This window comes from Pelagibius sp. Alg239-R121 (assembly GCF_947331435.1).
Classification (GTDB): Bacteria; Pseudomonadota; Alphaproteobacteria; order Kiloniellales; family Kiloniellaceae; genus Denitrobaculum.
In genome coordinates, this window is sequence record NZ_CAMZOF010000001.1 from 1,603,340 (window position 1) to 1,621,190 (window position 17,851).

The 17,851-nt window shown below is 58.2% G+C and carries 20 protein-coding genes; 8 read left to right on the plus strand and 12 right to left on the minus strand.

All coding sequences use genetic code 11. From position 1 onward, the window contains the following. Window positions 1–29: 29 nt before the first annotated feature. Window positions 30–941 (minus strand): DMT family transporter, encoded by a 912-nt coding sequence (locus QMZ18_RS07210; RefSeq protein ID WP_282605546.1) that lies wholly within the window; start codon window positions 939–941, stop codon window positions 30–32. A gap of 103 nt (window positions 942–1,044) precedes the next feature. Between QMZ18_RS07210 and QMZ18_RS07215 the strand changes: the two genes are divergently transcribed. Further along, complete coding sequence (locus QMZ18_RS07215) at window positions 1,045–2,466, plus strand: PLP-dependent aminotransferase family protein (protein ID WP_282605547.1); 1,422 nt, start codon at window positions 1,045–1,047, stop codon at window positions 2,464–2,466. Between the two features lie 103 nt (window positions 2,467–2,569). On the opposite strand, the gene QMZ18_RS07220 is transcribed toward QMZ18_RS07215, so the two are convergent. From QMZ18_RS07220 to QMZ18_RS07235, 4 genes are all read right to left on the minus strand, one after another. After that, window positions 2,570–3,850, minus strand: a complete 1,281-nt coding sequence (locus QMZ18_RS07220; RefSeq protein ID WP_282605548.1) for an FAD-binding oxidoreductase — start codon at window positions 3,848–3,850, stop codon at window positions 2,570–2,572. Window positions 3,851–3,953: 103 nt separating this feature from the next. After that, window positions 3,954–4,400 carry a hypothetical protein gene (locus QMZ18_RS07225; RefSeq protein WP_282605549.1) on the minus strand — a complete coding sequence of 149 codons (447 nt, stop codon included), beginning with the start codon at window positions 4,398–4,400 and terminating at the stop codon, window positions 3,954–3,956. Window positions 4,401–4,460: 60 nt separating this feature from the next. Continuing rightward, complete coding sequence (locus tag QMZ18_RS07230) at window positions 4,461–5,075, minus strand: hypothetical protein (protein ID WP_282605550.1); 615 nt, start codon at window positions 5,073–5,075, stop codon at window positions 4,461–4,463. 110 nt (window positions 5,076–5,185) lie between these two features. Next, the gene (locus QMZ18_RS07235; protein ID WP_282605551.1) at window positions 5,186–5,602 is read right to left on the minus strand and encodes a globin domain-containing protein; all 417 of its coding nucleotides are present in this window, start codon (window positions 5,600–5,602) and stop codon (window positions 5,186–5,188) included. A gap of 265 nt (window positions 5,603–5,867) precedes the next feature. On the opposite strand from QMZ18_RS07235, the gene QMZ18_RS07240 reads away from it, so the two are divergent. Both QMZ18_RS07240 and QMZ18_RS07245 read left to right on the plus strand, forming a co-directional pair. Then, window positions 5,868–6,722, plus strand: coding sequence for a LysR family transcriptional regulator (locus tag QMZ18_RS07240; RefSeq protein ID WP_282605552.1), 855 nt, complete (start codon window positions 5,868–5,870; stop codon window positions 6,720–6,722). A 446-nt stretch (window positions 6,723–7,168) separates the two neighbouring features. Continuing rightward, a complete protein-coding gene (locus QMZ18_RS07245) occupies window positions 7,169–8,161 on the plus strand; it encodes a hypothetical protein (RefSeq protein ID WP_282605553.1) in 993 nt (330 codons plus the stop codon). An 80-nt stretch (window positions 8,162–8,241) separates the two neighbouring features. Here QMZ18_RS07245 and QMZ18_RS07250 read toward each other — a convergent pair whose 3' ends face one another. From QMZ18_RS07250 to QMZ18_RS07270, 5 genes are all read right to left on the minus strand, one after another. Then, window positions 8,242–9,021, minus strand: coding sequence for a tetratricopeptide repeat protein (locus QMZ18_RS07250; RefSeq protein WP_282605554.1), 780 nt, complete (start codon window positions 9,019–9,021; stop codon window positions 8,242–8,244). Between the two features lie 85 nt (window positions 9,022–9,106). Further along, a complete protein-coding gene (locus tag QMZ18_RS07255) occupies window positions 9,107–10,234 on the minus strand; it encodes an energy transducer TonB (protein WP_282605555.1) in 1,128 nt (375 codons plus the stop codon). Continuing rightward, a complete protein-coding gene (locus tag QMZ18_RS07260; protein ID WP_282605556.1) occupies window positions 10,231–10,635 on the minus strand; it encodes a biopolymer transporter ExbD in 405 nt (134 codons plus the stop codon). The genes QMZ18_RS07255 and QMZ18_RS07260 overlap by 4 nt, the downstream gene beginning before the upstream one ends. Before the next feature lie 4 nt (window positions 10,636–10,639). Continuing rightward, window positions 10,640–11,035, minus strand: coding sequence for a biopolymer transporter ExbD (locus QMZ18_RS07265; RefSeq protein WP_282605557.1), 396 nt, complete (start codon window positions 11,033–11,035; stop codon window positions 10,640–10,642). A 5-nt stretch (window positions 11,036–11,040) separates the two neighbouring features. Beyond that, entirely contained in the window at window positions 11,041–11,781 is a 741-nt protein-coding gene (locus QMZ18_RS07270) for a MotA/TolQ/ExbB proton channel family protein (protein ID WP_282605558.1), read from the minus strand. A 267-nt stretch (window positions 11,782–12,048) separates the two neighbouring features. Here QMZ18_RS07270 and QMZ18_RS07275 point away from each other — a divergent pair, with 267 nt between their 5' ends. Next, complete coding sequence (locus QMZ18_RS07275) at window positions 12,049–12,750, plus strand: DUF3313 domain-containing protein (protein ID WP_282605559.1); 702 nt, start codon at window positions 12,049–12,051, stop codon at window positions 12,748–12,750. A 67-nt stretch (window positions 12,751–12,817) separates the two neighbouring features. On the opposite strand, the gene QMZ18_RS07280 is transcribed toward QMZ18_RS07275, so the two are convergent. Continuing rightward, window positions 12,818–13,255: a hypothetical protein gene (locus QMZ18_RS07280; protein ID WP_282605560.1), complete on the minus strand. Its 438-nt coding sequence runs from the start codon at window positions 13,253–13,255 to the stop codon at window positions 12,818–12,820. A gap of 10 nt (window positions 13,256–13,265) precedes the next feature. Then, window positions 13,266–13,868: a TetR/AcrR family transcriptional regulator gene (locus tag QMZ18_RS07285; RefSeq protein ID WP_282605561.1), complete on the minus strand. Its 603-nt coding sequence runs from the start codon at window positions 13,866–13,868 to the stop codon at window positions 13,266–13,268. 258 nt (window positions 13,869–14,126) lie between these two features. Here QMZ18_RS07285 and QMZ18_RS07290 point away from each other — a divergent pair, with 258 nt between their 5' ends. The 4 genes from QMZ18_RS07290 (at window position 14,127) to QMZ18_RS07305 (ending at window position 17,703) form a co-directional block, all read left to right on the plus strand. After that, a complete protein-coding gene (locus QMZ18_RS07290) occupies window positions 14,127–14,681 on the plus strand; it encodes a carboxymuconolactone decarboxylase family protein (RefSeq protein WP_282605562.1) in 555 nt (184 codons plus the stop codon). Window positions 14,682–14,774: 93 nt separating this feature from the next. Beyond that, complete coding sequence (locus QMZ18_RS07295; protein ID WP_282605563.1) at window positions 14,775–15,356, plus strand: cytochrome P460 family protein; 582 nt, start codon at window positions 14,775–14,777, stop codon at window positions 15,354–15,356. A 466-nt stretch (window positions 15,357–15,822) separates the two neighbouring features. Beyond that, window positions 15,823–16,218, plus strand: coding sequence for a nuclear transport factor 2 family protein (locus QMZ18_RS07300; protein ID WP_322097155.1), 396 nt, complete (start codon window positions 15,823–15,825; stop codon window positions 16,216–16,218). Between the two features lie 45 nt (window positions 16,219–16,263). Next, window positions 16,264–17,703 carry an FAD-binding oxidoreductase gene (locus tag QMZ18_RS07305; RefSeq protein WP_282605564.1) on the plus strand — a complete coding sequence of 480 codons (1,440 nt, stop codon included), beginning with the start codon at window positions 16,264–16,266 and terminating at the stop codon, window positions 17,701–17,703. The last annotated feature ends 148 nt before the right edge of the window (window positions 17,704–17,851 follow it).

Genomic DNA, 17,851 nt, shown 5'->3' on the forward strand with positions numbered 1-17,851 from the left:
ATACCGGTTAAAAATTGGCGGGCGGCCGTTCAGCGCAGTGCCGGCTGGCTGGCAAGTTTAGACTTGGATAGTTCTGGCGATTTAGCGAAGTTTTTTGCACCTGCGACGCAGACAACCACCGCAACCGAGACGGCTGCCATGGGCCAGCTAACCTCCTCCTGAAGCAGGGTTGCGGCCAGCATCAACCCCATAAAGGGTTGAAGCAGCTGGAGCTGCCCGACGGCCGCTATTCCCCCTTGGGCCAGTCCACGGTACCAGAATACAAAGCCGATAAGCATGCTGAACAAAGACACATAGGCGAGTGCGATCCAGGATGGCTGGCTCACGCCTGCGAAGCTTGCGGGCAGCGTATAGATTGCAAGGGGCGCCATAATCGGCAATGACAGGACAAGCGCCCAGGAGATGACCTGCCAGCCACCAAGTTTCCGCGATAGTTTCGCTCCTTCTGCATAGCCCAGGCCGCAGGCGATGATCGCGGCAAACATCAGAATGTCGCCGGTCCAGGATGCCGAGAGATCCTGTGTCAGAGCGAAGCCGGCAACGAGGGTACTGCCGGCAACGGCAAAGACCCAAAAAGCCGGGCGGGGGCGATCGCCGGCCCGGAGCACAGCGAAAATTGCCGTCGCAAGCGGCAGGAGGCCGATAAAGACGATCGAGTGCGCCGAGGTAATGTGCTCCAGGGCCAGTGCCGTCAGCAACGGGAAGCCGACCACAACCCCGAGTGCCACGATGAACAGCGGTGCAAGGTCGCTTCGGCCCGGCCGTTCTTGGCGAAGGAGGACAAGCAGGGCAAGCGCCAAAACGCCGGCGATCGCAGCGCGTATAAGGGTCAGAAAAACAGGATCGAAGTCCGCAACGGCCACGCGCGTCGCCGGCAGTGAGCCGCTGAAAATTGCGACGCCGATAAAGCCGTAAATCCAGCCGCTTTTACTTTCGTCCATCCGGCCCTCCTTTTCCGAAGGCACTATGACCGAGGCCTATGGTTCTGCCAGAGACAGTCAGGTACAATATCGATAAACTGTAATGGAATAATGAGCAGTACAGATGCGGGTAAACGATATTGATAGAATGGCGGAAGGCACGCTGGTCGAGCAGGTGATGGCTGCGGTTCGCAAGCAGATTGCGAGCCGCCAGGCAGCGCCGGGTGTCAAGTTGCCGTCGATCCGTGGTCTGGCTCAGAGGATGCAGGTATCGAAATCCACGGTCGTGGAGGCCTATGACCGTCTGGCGGCCGAGGGTGTCATTCAATCGCGGCGTGGTTCGGGCTTTTTCGTTGCGGGACATCTGCCGCCTTTTTCTCTTTCCGATACCGGACCCCGCCTCGACCCCGCGGTTGATCCGATTTGGATGACCCGGCAGTCGCTTGATGCAAAGGGCAGCCTCTTGAAGCCGGGTTGCGGCTGGTTGCCCGCTTCCTGGATGCCGGAGACGGATATTCGCCGCGCTTTGCGATCGTTGGCGCGCGACGCTCAAGCCGGCTTGACGGACTACAGCACACCTCACGGTTTGCCCGCGTTAAGACAGCTCTTGTCCCGGCGCCTGGCCGATCGTGGGATCGAGGCGGCGCCTCATCAGATCATGCTGACGGAATCCGGGACCCAGGCCATCGACCTCCTATGCCGGTTTTTGGTCGAGCCCGGTGATACTGTTCTGCTTGACGATCCCTGCTATTTTAACTTCCACGCGATGTTGCGCGCTCATCGTGTCAAGGTTGTCAGCGTGCCATACAGGCACAATGGTCCGGATCTGGCGCTGTTTGAGCAGGCACTAGTCGAACACGCGCCCCGTCTCTACATCACCAATTCGGCGCTTCACAACCCCACGGGCGCGACCCTGTCGCCTGTCGTCGCGCACCGGGTGTTGAAACTTGCGGAGCAGCAGGATCTGCTCATCGTCGAGGACGACATTTTTGCGGATTTCGAGCAGGAGCCGGCGCCACGTCTGGCGGCCTTCGATGGTCTGGACCGTGTCATACATATCGGCAGCTTTTCCAAAACCCTGTCGGCATCCGTTCGCTGCGGCTTTATTGCGGCCCGGCAGGATTGGGTTGAACAGGTGGTGGACCTCAAGCTCGCAACCTCCTTTGGCGGCGGTGCCTTCTCTGCGGAACTGGTGCTGACCTTGCTGAAAGACGGCGCATACCGCAGACACATCAGCGGCTTACGCTCACGCCTTGCCGACTCGATGGGCAAGGTTAGCACCAAACTGAAAGCCATCGGTCTGACACCTTGGATCGAACCGAACGCCGGCATGTTTCTCTGGTGCCAGCTCCCCGAGGGTTTGGATGCCGCCGATGTCGCGCGTTCAGCCATTGAAGATGATCTCGTTCTCGCCCCCGGCAATGCCTTTAGTCTCACACAGGCGGCCAGCGGCTTCCTGCGCTTCAATGTTGCTCAAACCCTGGACCCGGCCATCATCCCTCTGCTGGAGCGCGCCATGCAACGATCCGCGAAATCTTCGGCGTGAAGGGTGTGTGTTTTAATGCCTGGAGGGTCTATTCGCAAAGCACGGCAAGCCGGTGCATTGAGCGCAGACTTGGCGCTGTTGCATACTCGGTAGCAGGCGACCGTCAGAGTTTGTCCCGGAGCGCGTAGTACATCATGCCCAGCACCAGTCCGGGCCAGCGCAGCAAGGTTCCGCCGGGAAACCTGCGTGTCGGGATGCGTTCAAAGACGTCGAAACGTTCGGCGGTGCCCGCGACCGCTTCAGCGATCACCTTGCCGGCCAGCGATGCCATGGCGACGCCATGACCCGAGAAACCTTGCGCGTAGTATACGTTCGGCGACAGGCGCCCGAAGTCAGGCATGCGGTTGAGCGTGATTGCCAGGGTGCCGCCCCAGGCGTAATCGATGCGGGCCGTCTCCAGCTGCGGGTAGACGCGCAGCATGTACTTGCGGACGAAGCCGGCGATGTCCTTCGGGAAATGCCGGCTGTAGTTCTCGCCGCCGCCGAACAGCAATCGACCGTCCGCACTCAGGCGGTAGTAATCGATGACGAACTTGGTGTCGGCCACGGCCACGTCGTCACGGATGATCTCACGGGCGCGGACTTCCCCTAAGGGTTCGGTTGCGAGAATGAAGTTGTTGATCGGCATGATCTTGCCGGCCATGCGGGGTTCGAGCTTGTCCAGATAACCGTTGCAGGCCAGGACCACGTGGTTCGCATTCACACTGTACCCGTTGCACTCGATCCGGCATTTGCTGCCATCCTGAAAAGCGGTGACGCGCGCGCCTTCAAAGAGGCGTGCCCCAGCCTCATCAGCCGCCTGGGCGAGCCCGAGCGCGTAGTTCAGGGGATGAAGGTGCGCTGAGTCGCTGTCCAGAATGCCGCCGTGATAGCGGGTCGTGCCGAGCATCTCTCGGATCTCAGCCTTAGGAACCGCTCTCAGGTGAGGGTAGTTGTAGTCGTGCGCGAGTTTGTCGACGTAGGACGGAAATTCGCTGGCGTCGCCTGGTTTACAGGCCGCATGCAGGATGCCCGGTTTGAGGTCGCAGTCGATGCTGTGTTTTGCAATCCGCGACTTGACGACCGCTTTCGATTCTTCCGCAAGATCCCAGAGCCGCTGAGCGTCCGCCTTTCCGACCATCTCCTCGACAACATCCTGCTCCTGCCGCTGACCGCTGCCGACCTGGCCCCCATTGCGGCCCGAGGCACCCCAGCCGATTCTGTTGGCTTCCAGCAGCATGACGTCATAGCCCCGCTCCGCCAAATGAAGCGCGCTCGAAAGTCCGCTGTAGCCGCCGCCGATCACACAGACGTCGCAGGAGGCGTCCTCCCGCAGCGCCGGGTAGTCGCTTTGCCGCTTGGCGGTTGCGGCGTAGTAGGAGTTTGTATGGGCTTCGCCAGTCATCAGGCCTTGGCAACAACGTTTGTTCACTACCACCAAATAGAAGACTGCGGCGGCAGCGTAAAGCCTGACGTTCGGTCCGGCCGGCCGGCGAAGTGGCGCAATGCTATGGGGTGTTCCGTGTCATGTCTCCGAATATGCCTGAATTCTGGTGATCAGGCAGGTCCGTGAGGACGTCATCGACCGCGGCACAGGTGTCGAAGGCCGAAAGATCAATGAAGACAAATGTGGGACCGGAACGTTCCGTGAGGGTTAGAACGCTGCCAGTCGCGATGGAGTCACTGCCCGGCGGTGCGCCGGATGGCACGCCCTCGCGGGCCGGAAGAACATCGAACAGCAGGTCATTTGCCGGGGCATCCAATCCGCTTTCGCGAATTCGCAGATCAATGCCGGTAAACTGTCGGGAAATATCGACGGTGAAGGTCTGTGAGCGCGATAAACGCGTGTTGATTTTGACAGCGCTGTCGGCGCCGCCGGCCAAAGCGCCGAAAGACCAATCGAGATTGGGGGCGCTGCGCCTGTCGTTGCGAGGGCGAGCGCTCCTGCGGCGCAAATTGCCGCAATGAAGTTTCTGAAATGCACGTTGGGTGATTCCGTTTGGTGTTGTGGAATTTCACGCGGGCCGATTTGCGGCCCGTCGAAGAAACCGTGAAAGATCCGATCGCCGGCGTGCCAGTGCGAACGCAAGGAGAGGCACAGCGAACAGCATGAGGGTTCCCGGTTCCGAAACCTGCGCGACCGCTTCGCCGATCACAGACCCGCTGGCGAACTGATTGGCAATGCCCGACAGCAGGATCGTGCAGTCCGCGTTAAAGCACCCCGCGGCACCGGAGGAAAAGTCATTCAGCTGCAACCCGACCACGCCACCGGCATTTGTCAGCAGGTCCAGAAAGACCAGCCGCAATGTGGGTGAATCACTGAAATCCGGTCCGTCTGCGGAATTCAGAAAATTGGCGCCGGCCGCACTGCCGCCGCCTAAAATATCAAAACCGGCGTCCAGAGAGCCACCGCCCGCGGTGGTCACCGATATGTTGCTGTAGCTCGCGGTGTCGGCGTCGAACAGGAAGGATCCGGTGGCCGTGCCGCCGCCGTTGAAGGTGACGTTGTCGAGGGTCCATAAAAGCGGAACGGCCGAAGCAGGTGCGGGAGCCAGCGACAACCAGAGGGCAGATACCGCTGCAATTCTGGAGATCCAGGTGATGATGTCTGATCGGATAAGAGGCTTCATAATAAATTCCCAGATAAAAATTATGTAAATTGCGTGAACGCGAAAGTCTCACTCGAAAAGCTTGATGGACAGACCCGGTTTCGCGGGTCCGTCTATCGATCAGGAGGCCGCTAACGTACGTAGGCAGTGCTGGTCATGAGATCCGCGAGCTCGGTGTAGGCTTTCTCCCAGGCAGCTTTAGCCTCCGGGGTAAAATCTTCGCCCAGCATGTCGGAAAAGGCCTCAAGCAATGCCGTGCCTGCCAAGGGGTAATGCTCCCGCTTGACGCCGTAAGCGACATGGCGCAAGGCCAGGCCTTCCAACATCGGCGCCAGCGTATGGGTGTTATGGAGTTCCGAAACAATGACGGCGAGCTTGCTCATCAGCATTGCGCCTTGTCGCTCCAGATCGGTCGTAAAGAGGATGCGTGTCTCCGGCGCCCGGGAGAAGAGGATTCCGTAGAAGCGGTCGGCAGCTTGTTCGCTCACGCGCGAGATGCGGCGGAAACTGCTTCTGATCAATTCGACCTCATCCGCTGTCAGCGCCAACTTCGAATCTCCCGAGTTCGCGTTAAAATCCAACGCACGGGACCACCCAAAGGCGTGCCTTTGGGTGGTTGCCCGGCGATCGAAGTCATAATAAGCATTTGTTCAATATGTATTTTTTTATATTCAAGCGAAGCGCCACAGATAAATTTCTGCGTAGACGCGTTGCCCGTAAGCGTTGTGGTACACTTAAATTCGCTGGACTTGAACCCGAGAAACGGCACAAGGAACATGCAATTTTGCATGAAGAAGGGGCGGGAGCCTGCAAATGGACTGGGACAATTTGAAGGTGGCACTCGCTATCAGCCGCTTGGGCTCCCTGACTCAGGCTGCCTACGCGCTCGGTATCGACCAGTCGACAGCAGGGCGAAGACTGTCGGCGCTTGAGGCCGATCTTGGTGCAATCCTGTTCGTTCGGTCAAAGACCGGCTTCGCCCTGACCGACGCTGGTCAGGCGGCGATCAAAGAGGCGGTCGAGGTCGAACGCAGGGTCGACCAGCTTGTGGATGCGGTGACGAATTCGGATGAAGGCCCCAGCGGCGTGGTCCGGCTTTTAGGCAATGGCTGGATGCTTGACCGGCTTGCGCGGACCGTCATGGCGCCCTTTATGGTCAGCCACCCGAAGCTGGATTTGCGCATTATCACCCATGTGCCGCGCAGCCGTGTTCGGGGCGAGGCATCGCTGTCGCTCTGGTTCGAGGTCGAGCCCCGGGACGGCGAGTTCGCGATCAAACTCGGCGATGTGCCTTACGCGCTCTATTACGCCCGCGAGTCAAACCTCGAAAAACTTGGATGGGTGTCGTTTTACGACGAAGACGCCCTCCGGCCTGCGATCACCCGATCCTACCGTCGCCTTAAAAGGCGTCACGAATCCCTACGCCTGACCGCGACCGACGCCGGCATTATGCTTGCCGCTGTGAGAGAGGGGGTGGGGAAGGGCCTGCTGCCCATGTGTCTTGCAGAGGAGGATGAACGGCTTGTGCGTGTCAATGACGGCGACCCGGAACTGATCCGGGGCCTTCACCTTCACGCCCATCCCGACACGGTGCAGGCTCTGCGGGTACAGGCTACGATCCAATGGCTCCGCGAAACCTTCAGCGAAGTTTTTCTGCCACCCGGTTGATCGTGAAATGACCAGACCCCGGCGCCTGCAGTTGGCTTGAGTCTTGATAATCTACGACGGTCCCGCCGACAAAATGAACAATGCCTTTGATAGAATATTAGTATCCTGAGGTTTCCAGTTCGGGACGAAATGGAGTGTCGGTCAGTGACTTTTCTGCATAGCAAAACCCAGACCTACGTATAAGACATAATGACTGACTCGGGTAGTCTGCAGTCCTAGAGTCATCTGATCAGATTGCCTGTGTTAAGAAGGGTGTTCTGACACCCATCAGCTATGGATTTGATCACGCCTCAAAGGCGGGCGCCCGCTGGGGATCTGCGAAAAGCACAAATCAACCCTTTTGATCATACAGTTAGAGGGCGGTTGGAAAAACGCCGGCAGGGCTTCCACCTCTGTGATCTGTCGGGGGCTTTGCAGGCATTTGCCTATGCGATAGAACTTTGTGAATGTCGTGGTTCTCAGCTCTTACCGGTATTGAATCTGAAACACCTCAGTCAGTCGGTGAGTTGCTGACGGTTGAGGGCTCCTGCTTGATTTCTGCGGCAAACTCCAGGCGATTTGAAATTGGCACTTTGACAACGCCTTCGCTGTCAGAATTACGAAAGACCGATCTACCTTGTGACGGTCGAATTTCGGTACAAGAGATCGTTGCCGACGTCCAAAATCTGCATGTGCTGCCGGAGAATTCTGGAGCGGCATTCCAAGTCGCCTCTCAATTCAACCTGCTCGAAATGGCTGGCCCATCGTTAATTCCTGAACTTGGCGTGGGCCGATACGAGAACGATTGGACCCAGGGGCCTGCTTGCGCAATCGCATGCGGAGCCGGGACAATCTATCGCAACTATTTTGCGCCGATTCGTGATGGAATGGGCCAATCCATTGACAGGCAGATTGATTGTTTGGAGGACATCGGTAAGGCGCTGAACAATCACAAAAACGCCTATTGGGAGATGAAAAACGGGTATGCACTTCCTACGCCAAGAGGATTGTTGGCGTTGGAGCGAACTCTAACAACGATGCCTCAAAACGAGAGAGACAGGTTGAGAAGTTTGCTTCGGATTGGATTGCATGCGGATACCGAAGTCACGCTTCGCAATAGCGGTCACAGGGTCACACAAATTTACTGCAGCGCAATGCCTGTCGCTTACGGAGTGGGACCTGCTGAAAGCTGGCAAGAAATCGCGACACTTGTTTTGGAGGCCGCATATGAAGCAACTTTGCTTGCTGCGGTCGAAAACGCATCGAGAACGGGAAACAACAGAGTGTTTTTGACGATGCTTGGCGGCGGAGCGTTTGGCAATCGGGACCAGTGGATCATCGAAGCCGTTACGCGAGCAATAGGTCTGGTTAACCAGAGCAATCTGGAAATCTATTTGGTCAGCTATGGTACGCCAAGCGCGGTCGCAAATAGCATAGTCACGCAATGTCTTGACGATTAAACCTAGTCATAATTGAGATCGAACCAGCCATTGCTTTCTGGCAGATAACTGGTTCCTGGCCTCCGGAGTGCGATCTCAATCTAGGGACGGAAATTGCCGGCGCGGTTTTCCGCCTCTGCGATCTCTTGAGGACTTAATAAGCCCCGCAGCTCAAGACTGAGTTCAGCGGCTTCTTCGTCACCCTGCGTCTGCGCTAGGCTGGCCCACTTCAGGGCTTCGATCAGATCCTGCGGGACTCCTTCTCCCGTCCGGTAGCGCGTGGCCAGGCGGCTCTGTGCTTTGGCATAGCCTTGTTCCGCGCTGCGGGCAAACCACTGTGCGGCCAGCACGGGATCAGCTTCGGCGCCGCGTCCATCCCGGTAAATCTTGCCAAGGCTGTATTGCGCGGATACCAGACCGCCTTCGGCCGCCTGCGAGATCAGGTGGAATGCCCGGTTTTCATCAGCGGCGACACCGAAGCCGGTCTCGTACATCTTGCCCAGGCTGTACTGAGAGCGCACAAATCCGGCGGACGCTGCCTTTTCGAGCCAACCAACCGCCTCGCTCAAGTCAGCTGCCGCGCCGCGCTCGATCAGTGTCAGGGCGATATTGTGTTGCGCGGACCGATGCTCCTGCAGGGCCGCCCGGCGCCACCATTTAAGGGCGCTTTGAAGATTTCTTTCGACACCGAGACCGCGGTCGTGGAGGACTCCCAGATTGTATTGTGCCCGGGCATCGCCTGCCTCCCCGGCTTCGGTCCAGACCTCGACGGCTGCGGAAAGATCCCCGGCCTTATAAGCTTGCCAACCGGATTCAAAATCGGCGTGTGCCGGTGCAGCCCGAGCTCCAACCGCAAGGGCGGTCAGAAAAAGGCCGATCACGCATAATTTTCTCGGGGCTTTGATTCTTGGGGCTTTGATTCTCGGGGCCTTGATTCTCGGGGCTTTGATGTTGTTCTCCACGTTTCTAGCCCAAGTTCCGAAGGAACTCGACCGGCACGGTGAACTCGATCTCGTCCTGGCTGATCTGCGCAGGGATCGGCGGTACCGGCGATGACCGCTCCATCATCTTTTTCACGGCCTGATCCAAAAGATAAAAGCCTGAGCTCTTGCGGATATTGTAATAGAGGATCTCGCCGCTTCGGCTGACGACAAAGTGGAGCAATACTGTTCCTTCCTGCCGGAACCGATGGGATTCTCTCGGATAGCTGCCGTGGCGTTTCACCCAAAGGAGAACCTGATCCTTGTAGTTGAGTGTCGGAACCTGGCCCTCGCTGTTGAGACTTGCCGTGCCGACAGCTCCTTCGCCGTCAACGTGGCGCAGTGACGAAATTTCGCCTCCGACCGCCTTGGTGACAGGAGCCGCTGAAGACGCGGTAGAAGCTGTGGATGCGGCCTGATCTTGAGGGGAGGCTTTCGGTTCCGGGCCCTCCAGCGGCAGGCGCTCTTCCAACAATCCGAGTTCGGGCCTGGGTACAGGTGGCGGGGTTGGTTTGCGGCTCGGTACGGGTGGAACAGCTGCGATTTTTGCAGGTTCTTCCGGCGGCTGTACCTCTGCGACGACCGGCTCCGGCAAAGGGCTCTCTTCTTTTGGCGGCGTCTCCTCCGCCTTCTTTACCTCTGTAACTTCTGGTTCCGCCTTTGGCGCTTCTGGCTCTGGCGCCGGTACTGCTTCAACCACATCGGCCGGCGCCGGCTCAGGTGGCAGAGACTCAGGTGGCAGAGGCTCAGATGGCAGAGGATCAGGTAGGCGGGGCGCGGGGGGAGATTCGACCGTCGCGCTGGGTTCAGCCTGTGCGCGGGGGTTTTCAGGCAGCCTGGGCTCGGCCGGTGATGGCGTTTCGGTTCGAGGTGCCGCCGTGATCTTTGGCTCCGAGGCCGTCTGATCATTTGCCGGCGCGGCACTTGGTGGGGCAAGACCGACCAGTAGGCCTTCGGCTGGCGCAGCCTGGTTTCCGGTTGCGCCAAAGCTGCCGCCGCCGCGAAAGGCCGGCGTCGTGGCGGCGCCGCTGACAAGACCAAGGTAGGCAGCAAGGTGGAGGACTATTGCCAGCACCAGGGCTAAGGCCCAGTGCCAGGACCGGATCCCGCTCATCGCTCTGGTTCCAGGGTCAGCATCAAGACCTCGTCAACGCCAACGCTGCTCAAAAGTTCCATGACCTCGATCACGCGGCGCGCATCGACCTGACCGTCAGCCTTGAGGCGGATTTTCGCTTCGGGTTGGGCCGCGAGCAGATCCAGCACCTTGAGCTGAAGGTCAAGCTCGTCGAGCTCGTCATCACCGAATGCCAGGCGGCCGTCGGCGCTGACCAGCACGACCGAGTCCTGGTCGACTTCCGGCAGTTCACTCTCTGAAACCGGCGGTTCAACGTCAAATGCCTCGATACGGTGCAGGGCGCCGGCGAGCATGAAGAAGATCAGCAGCAGGAACACCACGTTGATCATGGGCAGAATCGGGTCGCTTTCGGCCTCGGGTTCGGGCGCGCTGATCTTCATGGTTTTAAGGATCCCTTGAGAGGGAGACGTTGGCTGCCCCGGCGCGCTTCAACAAATCCAGGAGATTGATCGCGCGCTGTAGCTCTACACCTGCTTCAGGACGGACGATCACGGGCACAGATGCTTTTTCGGCAAGCTCGGCCGCAACCTGCTGTTCAAGTTCCCTCGCCGTCACGCTGTTGTTGTCGAGGGTGATCGACCCATCGACCAGGATGTGTATCACCAGAACCTTGTCTTCGGTCGAAGCCGTGCCGGAGCCTGCGCTTAGCCGCAGATCGACGGCCCGCCAGTCCAGGAAGCTGGAGGCAAGCATAAAGAACACCAGCAGAATAAAGACCACGTCGATCAGTGGTGTCAGTGCGATCAAGCGAAGAGAGGGTGGTTCGTCCTTAAGCCTCAAGGGCTCTACTCGGCCGCTTGAGGAGAAGTATTCCGGGCGGCTTGGCTTGTCCTGGAACCCAGCGTAAGGACCTGGGTTGCGGCATCCTCCATGGCGCGCCGGCAGCGGTAGATTACCCCATCGAACCAGCTGTGCGCAGCGGCGGCCGGAATTGCAACGATCAGCCCGGCCGCGGTGGTCAGGAGGGCCACCCAAATGCCGCCTGACAGGATCGCCGGGTCGACGCGGCTGCCTGCGGACTCCAGGGCCTGGAACGCATTGATCATTCCCAAGACTGTCCCCAGCAATCCGATGAGCGGACTGAGGGTCGCAATCAGTGCCAGGCTTCGAAGGCCGCTGCGCAGATTGTCGAGTTCCAGGCTGGCGACGCGCTCGACCTCTTCTTTCACTGCATCTTCGGAGAGGGCCGGGTCCAGAGTGCCGCGCAGGGCTGCCGCCATCACCCGGGCAACCGGATTGCGGCGCGCGGTCAACCCGGCCAAGGCATCATCGGTTTTTGCCGCCCGTGCATCCTGTAGCGCGGTCTCGACAAATCGCCCGCTGCCGATCCGCATAAACTGAAACAGTTTCACCAGGATGATGGCCAGAGTAATCACGGAGACCACTGCCAGGACGTAGAGCACCGGACCGCCATCGTTCAGCCACTGGAGCAGTTGATCGAACGGGCCGCCCGCGGCGCCGTCCGCGATCCCTTCTGCGGATCCGCGCTCAGAGGCGACGCTCTCGCTCGTGGTGTTATCGGCCATGGATTCCCTTTTCTCCAACCAGCTGCATGAAAGCTTCGGACACTAACAATAGACCTGGGAGGAGAACAGGCCCTTGTCAGGGAACATCACAATGTTTTCACAGTTTGTGAAAATAGTTGTTGCCGTGCTCTCCAGCCTGGGCGTGATACTTTCTTTCGCCTCCCATTCTCAAGAAAAAAACTCTATTATGCGCATTCAAGACTTTGCCGTTAATCTATAGTCACAGAAGTTATGGCTATGAGAACCTGAGGTTATTGGAGTTATTCTATGCAAGCGGTCAGGGTATTTTTCCTGTTGGTGTTTGTTCTATTCGGATGTGAAAACGCAAGCCGTCAGGCCCGTAACGTCGAATACTCGGGATTCCTCGGAGATTACTCGCAATTGCGAGCGAGTACGGATGAGGGTTTCAACCAGGTCTACATGAATCCGAAGCTGGACAATCCCGAATTTGTCCGCCGCTACACAAAGGTGCTGTTAGATCCGGTGGTCATCTACCGGGATCCGAAGGAAAAGGATCTCATGCTGTCTTCGGATCTGCAGGGGATCGCCGACAATTTTTTCATGCTGCTGCAGAATGAGCTTTCCAAAGATTATGAGGTGGTCAGAAGCCCGGACCGCGAAACATTACGCATTGCAGTCGCGATCACCAACGCCTCCAAGGATATTGCCGTTCTCGACACGCTCTCGACACTGGTTCCATCGGCCTTTGCCGTCAGCACTCTTTACAGTTACGCCGCCGATGCCCCGGGCTTCAGCGGTGATGTCTCGATTGAAGCGCGCTTCAGCGATGGGATTAGCGGTGAAATCTATAAAGCGGCGGTTGACCGGCGGATCGGCCAAAAAAGCTTCTCCGCCGAATCGCTGGATTCCTGGCAGACCGTGAACGATGCCATTCTTTTCTGGTCGCGCTATACGCGGTTCAATCTTTGCGAGCTGCGGGGCGACAGTGATTGCGAAAAGCCGAGTTGAGAAACCCGCTTGAGACCCTTCTCAAAGAATTTGGCGACCAGACAACTGGTAACCAGATAGTTTGTGGTCAGAACAGCTCAAAAATCAGAAGGCGCTTAAAGGATGCAAGCTCGACCCAGCAGTCCGGCGTGCCTTGCGCATCGACTTCGATGAGGACGTGATACAGGCCGGACTCGATATAACCGGCATTGCAGCTACGTTGCTCCACCGCTCCGGAGTCACTGATTCTGAAGTGATAACGCAGTTTCAAATCCGATTCACCTGTGACCGGCAGCAGAATCATTGCCTTGGCACCAGGGGGCAGAATCTCGATTGTTTCGCGGCCGCCGATCACCTCGACTTCAATCTGCTCCAGTGGCCAGGCGCTGCCGTTCGAGATCTTCAGAGTCGAACGACTCAGCCACAGAAGATTAGGTGCGAGCAAAGCCGCGAAGAACCCGACGACGATAAGGGCGGCGAGGAGGGTCTTGCGTCCATTCAAAGCGATGCCGGTCGGGTCGCGCATTTTACAGTGACTATTGCTTTGCGTCGGCTGAGGCCGTGGCCTTTGAGGTCATGGCTTGGGCCATCAGTGCGGTGGCGGCAGTTTTAGCGATCTTTGCCGCATGACTCTTCTGTTGCGACACCTGGGCGGTCACGATTGCGCCCTCGAGTAGGAGTGCAAGCTCTTCTGCAAGGCTTGCCGGATCGGCGGCACCCATTTCGCCGCAGAGGTCTTCGATATAGCGTCGCATCAGCGATTTGAACTCCCGGCAGACTTGCCGGATCGGTGTGTCCGGATCGGAGTATTCGCCGATCGCATTGATGTACATGCAGCCATAGAAGTTGTTCTGCTCGAACCAGGCTGCAGCCACATCGAAAATCGCCAGCAGCCGATCATGCGGCGTCTCCGCCCGCTCTTCGACCTGACGCATGAAACCGTTGCGGAAGAGGCCGTCGTACTTCTTCAACGCAGCCAGGATCAGCTCGTCCTTCGATCGGAAGTGGCGGTAAAGCGTCTTCTTCGAAACACCGGATTTCGCCAGGATCGTATCGATACCGGTGGCATGATAGCCGTGCTCGGCGAAGAGCTCGATCGCCGTGTCGATCAGGTGTTCGCGTCTTTGCGGCACCGTCATGGGGTACACTCGCTTCTAGATACAGATCTGTATCTATATAAACACCGTGTCGCGCTATGGCAACTCCGGATAGTTCCTGGCGAATCACACAAAACTCTATTCCTCAGTCACAGATTGTTGAAGTGATGATGCTACTGTCTTTATTGACAAGGGAGACAGATCTGTGGCTTTTTAATTGAAAGGAGACAGATCTGTCTCCACGTAGTGACCTTCACAGGATCTCATCTTTCAGATCCAGAACCGAACGAGGAACTTCCCATGCCACGTATTCAGCCCGTCGACCCCGCAGCCGCAACAGACGAAGCAAAAAAGCTCCTGGACGGCGTAAACACTGCCCTCGGTGTCGTGCCGAACATCTTTGCGACCATGGTTCAGTCACCGAAGGTACTGGAAGGATTTCTGGCCTTGAACGGAGCGCTGGGTCAAGGATTGCTCTCGGCCGGCCTGCGCGAACAGATTGCGTTGACGGTTGCGGGCGCCAATGAGTGTGACTATTGCGCATCGGCACATACGGCAATTGGAAGAGGCGCCGGCCTGAGCGCCGACGAGCTTTCCGGCAGTCTTCAGGGACAGTCGGCAGATTCCAGGACCCAGGCTGCCTTGAGCTTCGCCCGGAAAGTCGTCGCGCAGCGCGGCCGGATCGATGATATCGAGCTCCACGCCCTGCGCAATGCGGGTTACAGCGACGGCGAGGTGGTTGAGATCGTCACGCACATCGGCGTCAACCTCTTCACCAACTACTTCAATCATATCGCCGGTACCGACATCGATTTCCCGGTCGTTCAAGCGTCCGGCGCTGCCAACGCAGCCTGACCTGACTCTATCTCAGTTGGCTGGCGACCGGGCAGCCTGGCCACCGTCAGCCTTCTGAAGCGAAATCGACGAAGCGAAAAGGAAGATATTGAGATGCAAAAGACAGCAAGAACCCTCACAGTCGCGGCCATTGCTTCGCTCACGCTGGCCGGCGTGATTGCGAGCACGGCCTATGGCCAGATGACCAAAAAGATCTTTGCCGAAGGGGTGGTGTCCGAAGAGGGATCAATCACGCTGCCTAAAAACTTCCGCACCGATTACACCATGCTGGGAGCCTGGTCGGTCGCAGGCGATGTGGATACCGGCGGCGAGGTCGGTCTGCATGTGGTCTATGCCCCGCGTAGCGCTGTCGATGGCTACCGTAAGGACGGCAGTTTTCCCGACGGCACGGTTCTGGTGAAGGAGCTGTTCAAGGGAAAGACCGAGAGTCTCACGACAGGCGAGGCCACCAGCGCAGCCGCGACAGCAGGTTATTTCGTGATGGTCAAGGATACCCAGGGACGCTTTCCCGATAACAAAAATTGGGGTGACGGCTGGGGCTGGTCGTTCTTTGCCGCCGACAACACCACCCAGGCTACGACCAAAGACTACAAAGCCGAGTGCCTCGCCTGCCACGAACCGGCACGTTTCAGCGATCTGGTCTACGACTACGCCTATCCGGTACTGCGAAACTGATTTGCGCTGATTTTGGTGTTTTCAGACCATGGGACCGGAATCATGTAACGGACCCTCCCATATGATGGGCCCCGGTACGTGACTGGCCCGGTACGTGACTGACTGGGCGTCTCTTCAAAATTCTACCCTCCTCTAGCGAATTGAACTTCAGACCTCTGCGTTCTCGACGCAGGGGTCTTCTTTTTGCCTGCAAGACGCAGCAGCCTGCGGCTTCGCGGATGGCCTTAGTATCAGAAATCTTGGTGCAAAATTTCCATTTTCTTATTCGGATAGGACCAGTTCTCAGAATTACTAGAACCAGGTGCTCCGATGACTGGTATTTGCGGCGCAGGCTGCGATACTGGCTCTAGCGAACTATGAAACTGGCCCTATTCGATCTGGGCGACTGTCGTCATTTTCCGGCGCCAGACAGAGCCCACTCAATGAAGGCTTCAGACCATAGTTCCGAAGAGGAAGGAAATTACCGATGACCGCGGGTCACAAGCAGATCACCGTCGACGATCTCGTCGCTACATTCGATGCCTTCAACAAGCATGACGTCGAAGGCGTCATGAAGACCTTTGCAGACGACTGTGTGTTCTACGCAGTCGGTGGTCCGGAAGTCTATGGCACTAAGATCGAAGGCGCCGAAGCAATCGCTGCTGCCTTTTCCGGTGTCTGGGCCGCCATGCCGGATGCCCATTGGGATCACCACAGCCACTTCGTGTACGAGGACCGCGCGGTTTCGGAATGGACCTTCAGCGGGACCGGCAAGGACGGCATGCGCGTTGAGGCCGAGGGCGCCGATCTTTTCACTGTCCGCAACGGCAAAATCGTCGTGAAGCAGGCGCTCCGCAAGAGTCGTCCTCCCTTCAAAGCCTAACCACCCATGACCGCGGTTCGCGATGTCTCATCCGGGGAACATCAGATGCCCGACCAGAATATAGTATCCGGTCAGTCTGCAGTATCCGAGCAGAAACGGCCCAAACACTGGCCGAAAAGCAGCTACGATCCACGCTACGATCCGTTGGTCGACGCGGGGCCGGGCCATAACCGCGACTACGCCCCGACCTATTGGATCGGCACTGCCGGCGCGCCGCCTGCGGACGACGGTCCGATTACCCAGGACGTTGACGTTGATGTTGCGATCGTCGGTTCCGGCTATACCGGGCTGAGCTGCGCCATCCACCTGGCGAAGGAACACGGCATCAAGGCAGCTGTGCTCGATGCCAATACGGTGGCCTGGGGGTGCAGCACCCGGAATGGCGGTCAGGCTCAGATTTCCTCCGGGCGTCTGAAGCGCTCTCAGTGGATCAATCGCTGGGGCCTGGATGTCGCCAAGCGCATGCACGCGGAAATTTCCGAGGCCTTTGATGTTTTTCGTGATCTGATTTTCTCGGACGACTTCGACTGTGATCCACAGGACGGCGGCCATCTCTACATTGCGCACAATGAGCGTATGAAGCGCAAGATCGAGGATGAGTGCAAGCTGCTCAATGATGCCTTCGGTTACGGTTCCCGGATCGTTTCGCGCGACGAGTTGCACCAGGAGTTCGTGAAGGAAGAAGAAGGCGTCGCCGCGATGCACGAGCCGGACGGCATCGGCATCCACGCCGCCAAGCTGGCTTTCGGCTATATCAAACTGGCGCGCAAACTCGGCGCCACCGTTCATCCCTCCAGCCCGGTTATGGGTTGGAAGACGGTCGACGGCGTGCATCACCTGACCACGCCCGGCGGGACCGTGCGCGCCCGTGCTGTGGCCCTTGCGACTGCGGGATATACGCCCGCAGGGCTTCATAACCGGACCAAGAACCGCCTGATGCCGGTGCTGTCGAATTCCGTCGTCACCCGGCCCTTGACCGATGACGAGCGCGAGGCCTGCAACTTCAAGACCAATCTGGTGCTGACTGATACGCGCACCCTGCGGCATTACTATCGCCAGCTGCCCGACGGGCGCGTCCAGATCGGCAGCCGGAGTGCGATCACCGGTGCCGATGCGGAGAATCCCAAGCACCTCGCGATGTTGCTGGAAGGCCTGTATCGCAAGTTCCCGGCGCTCCGGGGAATCGACCTCGATTACTCCTGGTGGGGTTGGGTCGATGTCAGCCACGACATGATGCCGCGGATCTTTCAGCCGGATCCCAAGCAGTCGATCTTCTACGCACTCGGCTATGGCGGCAACGGCGTGATGTATTCGGCCCAGGCCGGCCGGCGCATGGCGCAGATGGTGGCCGGGAAGGGCGCCGGTCTCGACCTGCCGATCTTCACTTCGCCGCTGCCCAGCCACGGTGTACTGACGCCGTTCCGGCGCATGGGACAGCGCGCGATGTATGTCTGGTATTACCTGAACGACGAAAAACGAAAGTAAGCACCGAAACCTGAACCTGTTTCAGCACTCTGTTTTAGCGGCGCGAGGCAAAGCGTCTTCCGCCTGACGACGACGACAAGAAGGGATTTTAGCAATGAAGATGACGACGGAAGAAGCCTTTGTGAAGGTATTGCAGATGCATGGCATT

Bases quoted from the DNA above. Each gene is read 5' to 3' on its own strand.
- QMZ18_RS07220 (WP_282605548.1), bottom strand. From the start codon at position 3,850: ATGACTGGCGAAGCCCATACAAACTCCTACTACGCCGCAACCGCCAAG.
- QMZ18_RS07215 (WP_282605547.1), top strand. From the start codon at position 1,045: ATGCGGGTAAACGATATTGATAGAATGGCGGAAGGCACGCTGGTCGAG.
- QMZ18_RS07300 (WP_322097155.1), top strand. From the start codon at position 15,823: ATGACCGCGGGTCACAAGCAGATCACCGTCGACGATCTCGTCGCTACA.
- QMZ18_RS07295 (WP_282605563.1), top strand. From the start codon at position 14,775: ATGCAAAAGACAGCAAGAACCCTCACAGTCGCGGCCATTGCTTCGCTC.
- QMZ18_RS07255 (WP_282605555.1), bottom strand. From the start codon at position 10,234: ATGAGCGGGATCCGGTCCTGGCACTGGGCCTTAGCCCTGGTGCTGGCA.
- QMZ18_RS07260 (WP_282605556.1), bottom strand. From the start codon at position 10,635: ATGAAGATCAGCGCGCCCGAACCCGAGGCCGAAAGCGACCCGATTCTG.
- QMZ18_RS07280 (WP_282605560.1), bottom strand. From the start codon at position 13,255: ATGCGCGACCCGACCGGCATCGCTTTGAATGGACGCAAGACCCTCCTC.
- QMZ18_RS07270 (WP_282605558.1), bottom strand. From the start codon at position 11,781: ATGGCCGATAACACCACGAGCGAGAGCGTCGCCTCTGAGCGCGGATCC.
- QMZ18_RS07275 (WP_282605559.1), top strand. From the start codon at position 12,049: ATGCAAGCGGTCAGGGTATTTTTCCTGTTGGTGTTTGTTCTATTCGGA.
- QMZ18_RS07285 (WP_282605561.1), bottom strand. From the start codon at position 13,868: ATGACGGTGCCGCAAAGACGCGAACACCTGATCGACACGGCGATCGAG.
- QMZ18_RS07290 (WP_282605562.1), top strand. From the start codon at position 14,127: ATGCCACGTATTCAGCCCGTCGACCCCGCAGCCGCAACAGACGAAGCA.
- QMZ18_RS07210 (WP_282605546.1), bottom strand. From the start codon at position 941: ATGGACGAAAGTAAAAGCGGCTGGATTTACGGCTTTATCGGCGTCGCA.
- QMZ18_RS07305 (WP_282605564.1), top strand. From the start codon at position 16,264: ATGCCCGACCAGAATATAGTATCCGGTCAGTCTGCAGTATCCGAGCAG.
- QMZ18_RS07245 (WP_282605553.1), top strand. From the start codon at position 7,169: ATGTCGTGGTTCTCAGCTCTTACCGGTATTGAATCTGAAACACCTCAG.
- QMZ18_RS07230 (WP_282605550.1), bottom strand. From the start codon at position 5,075: ATGAAGCCTCTTATCCGATCAGACATCATCACCTGGATCTCCAGAATT.
- QMZ18_RS07240 (WP_282605552.1), top strand. From the start codon at position 5,868: ATGGACTGGGACAATTTGAAGGTGGCACTCGCTATCAGCCGCTTGGGC.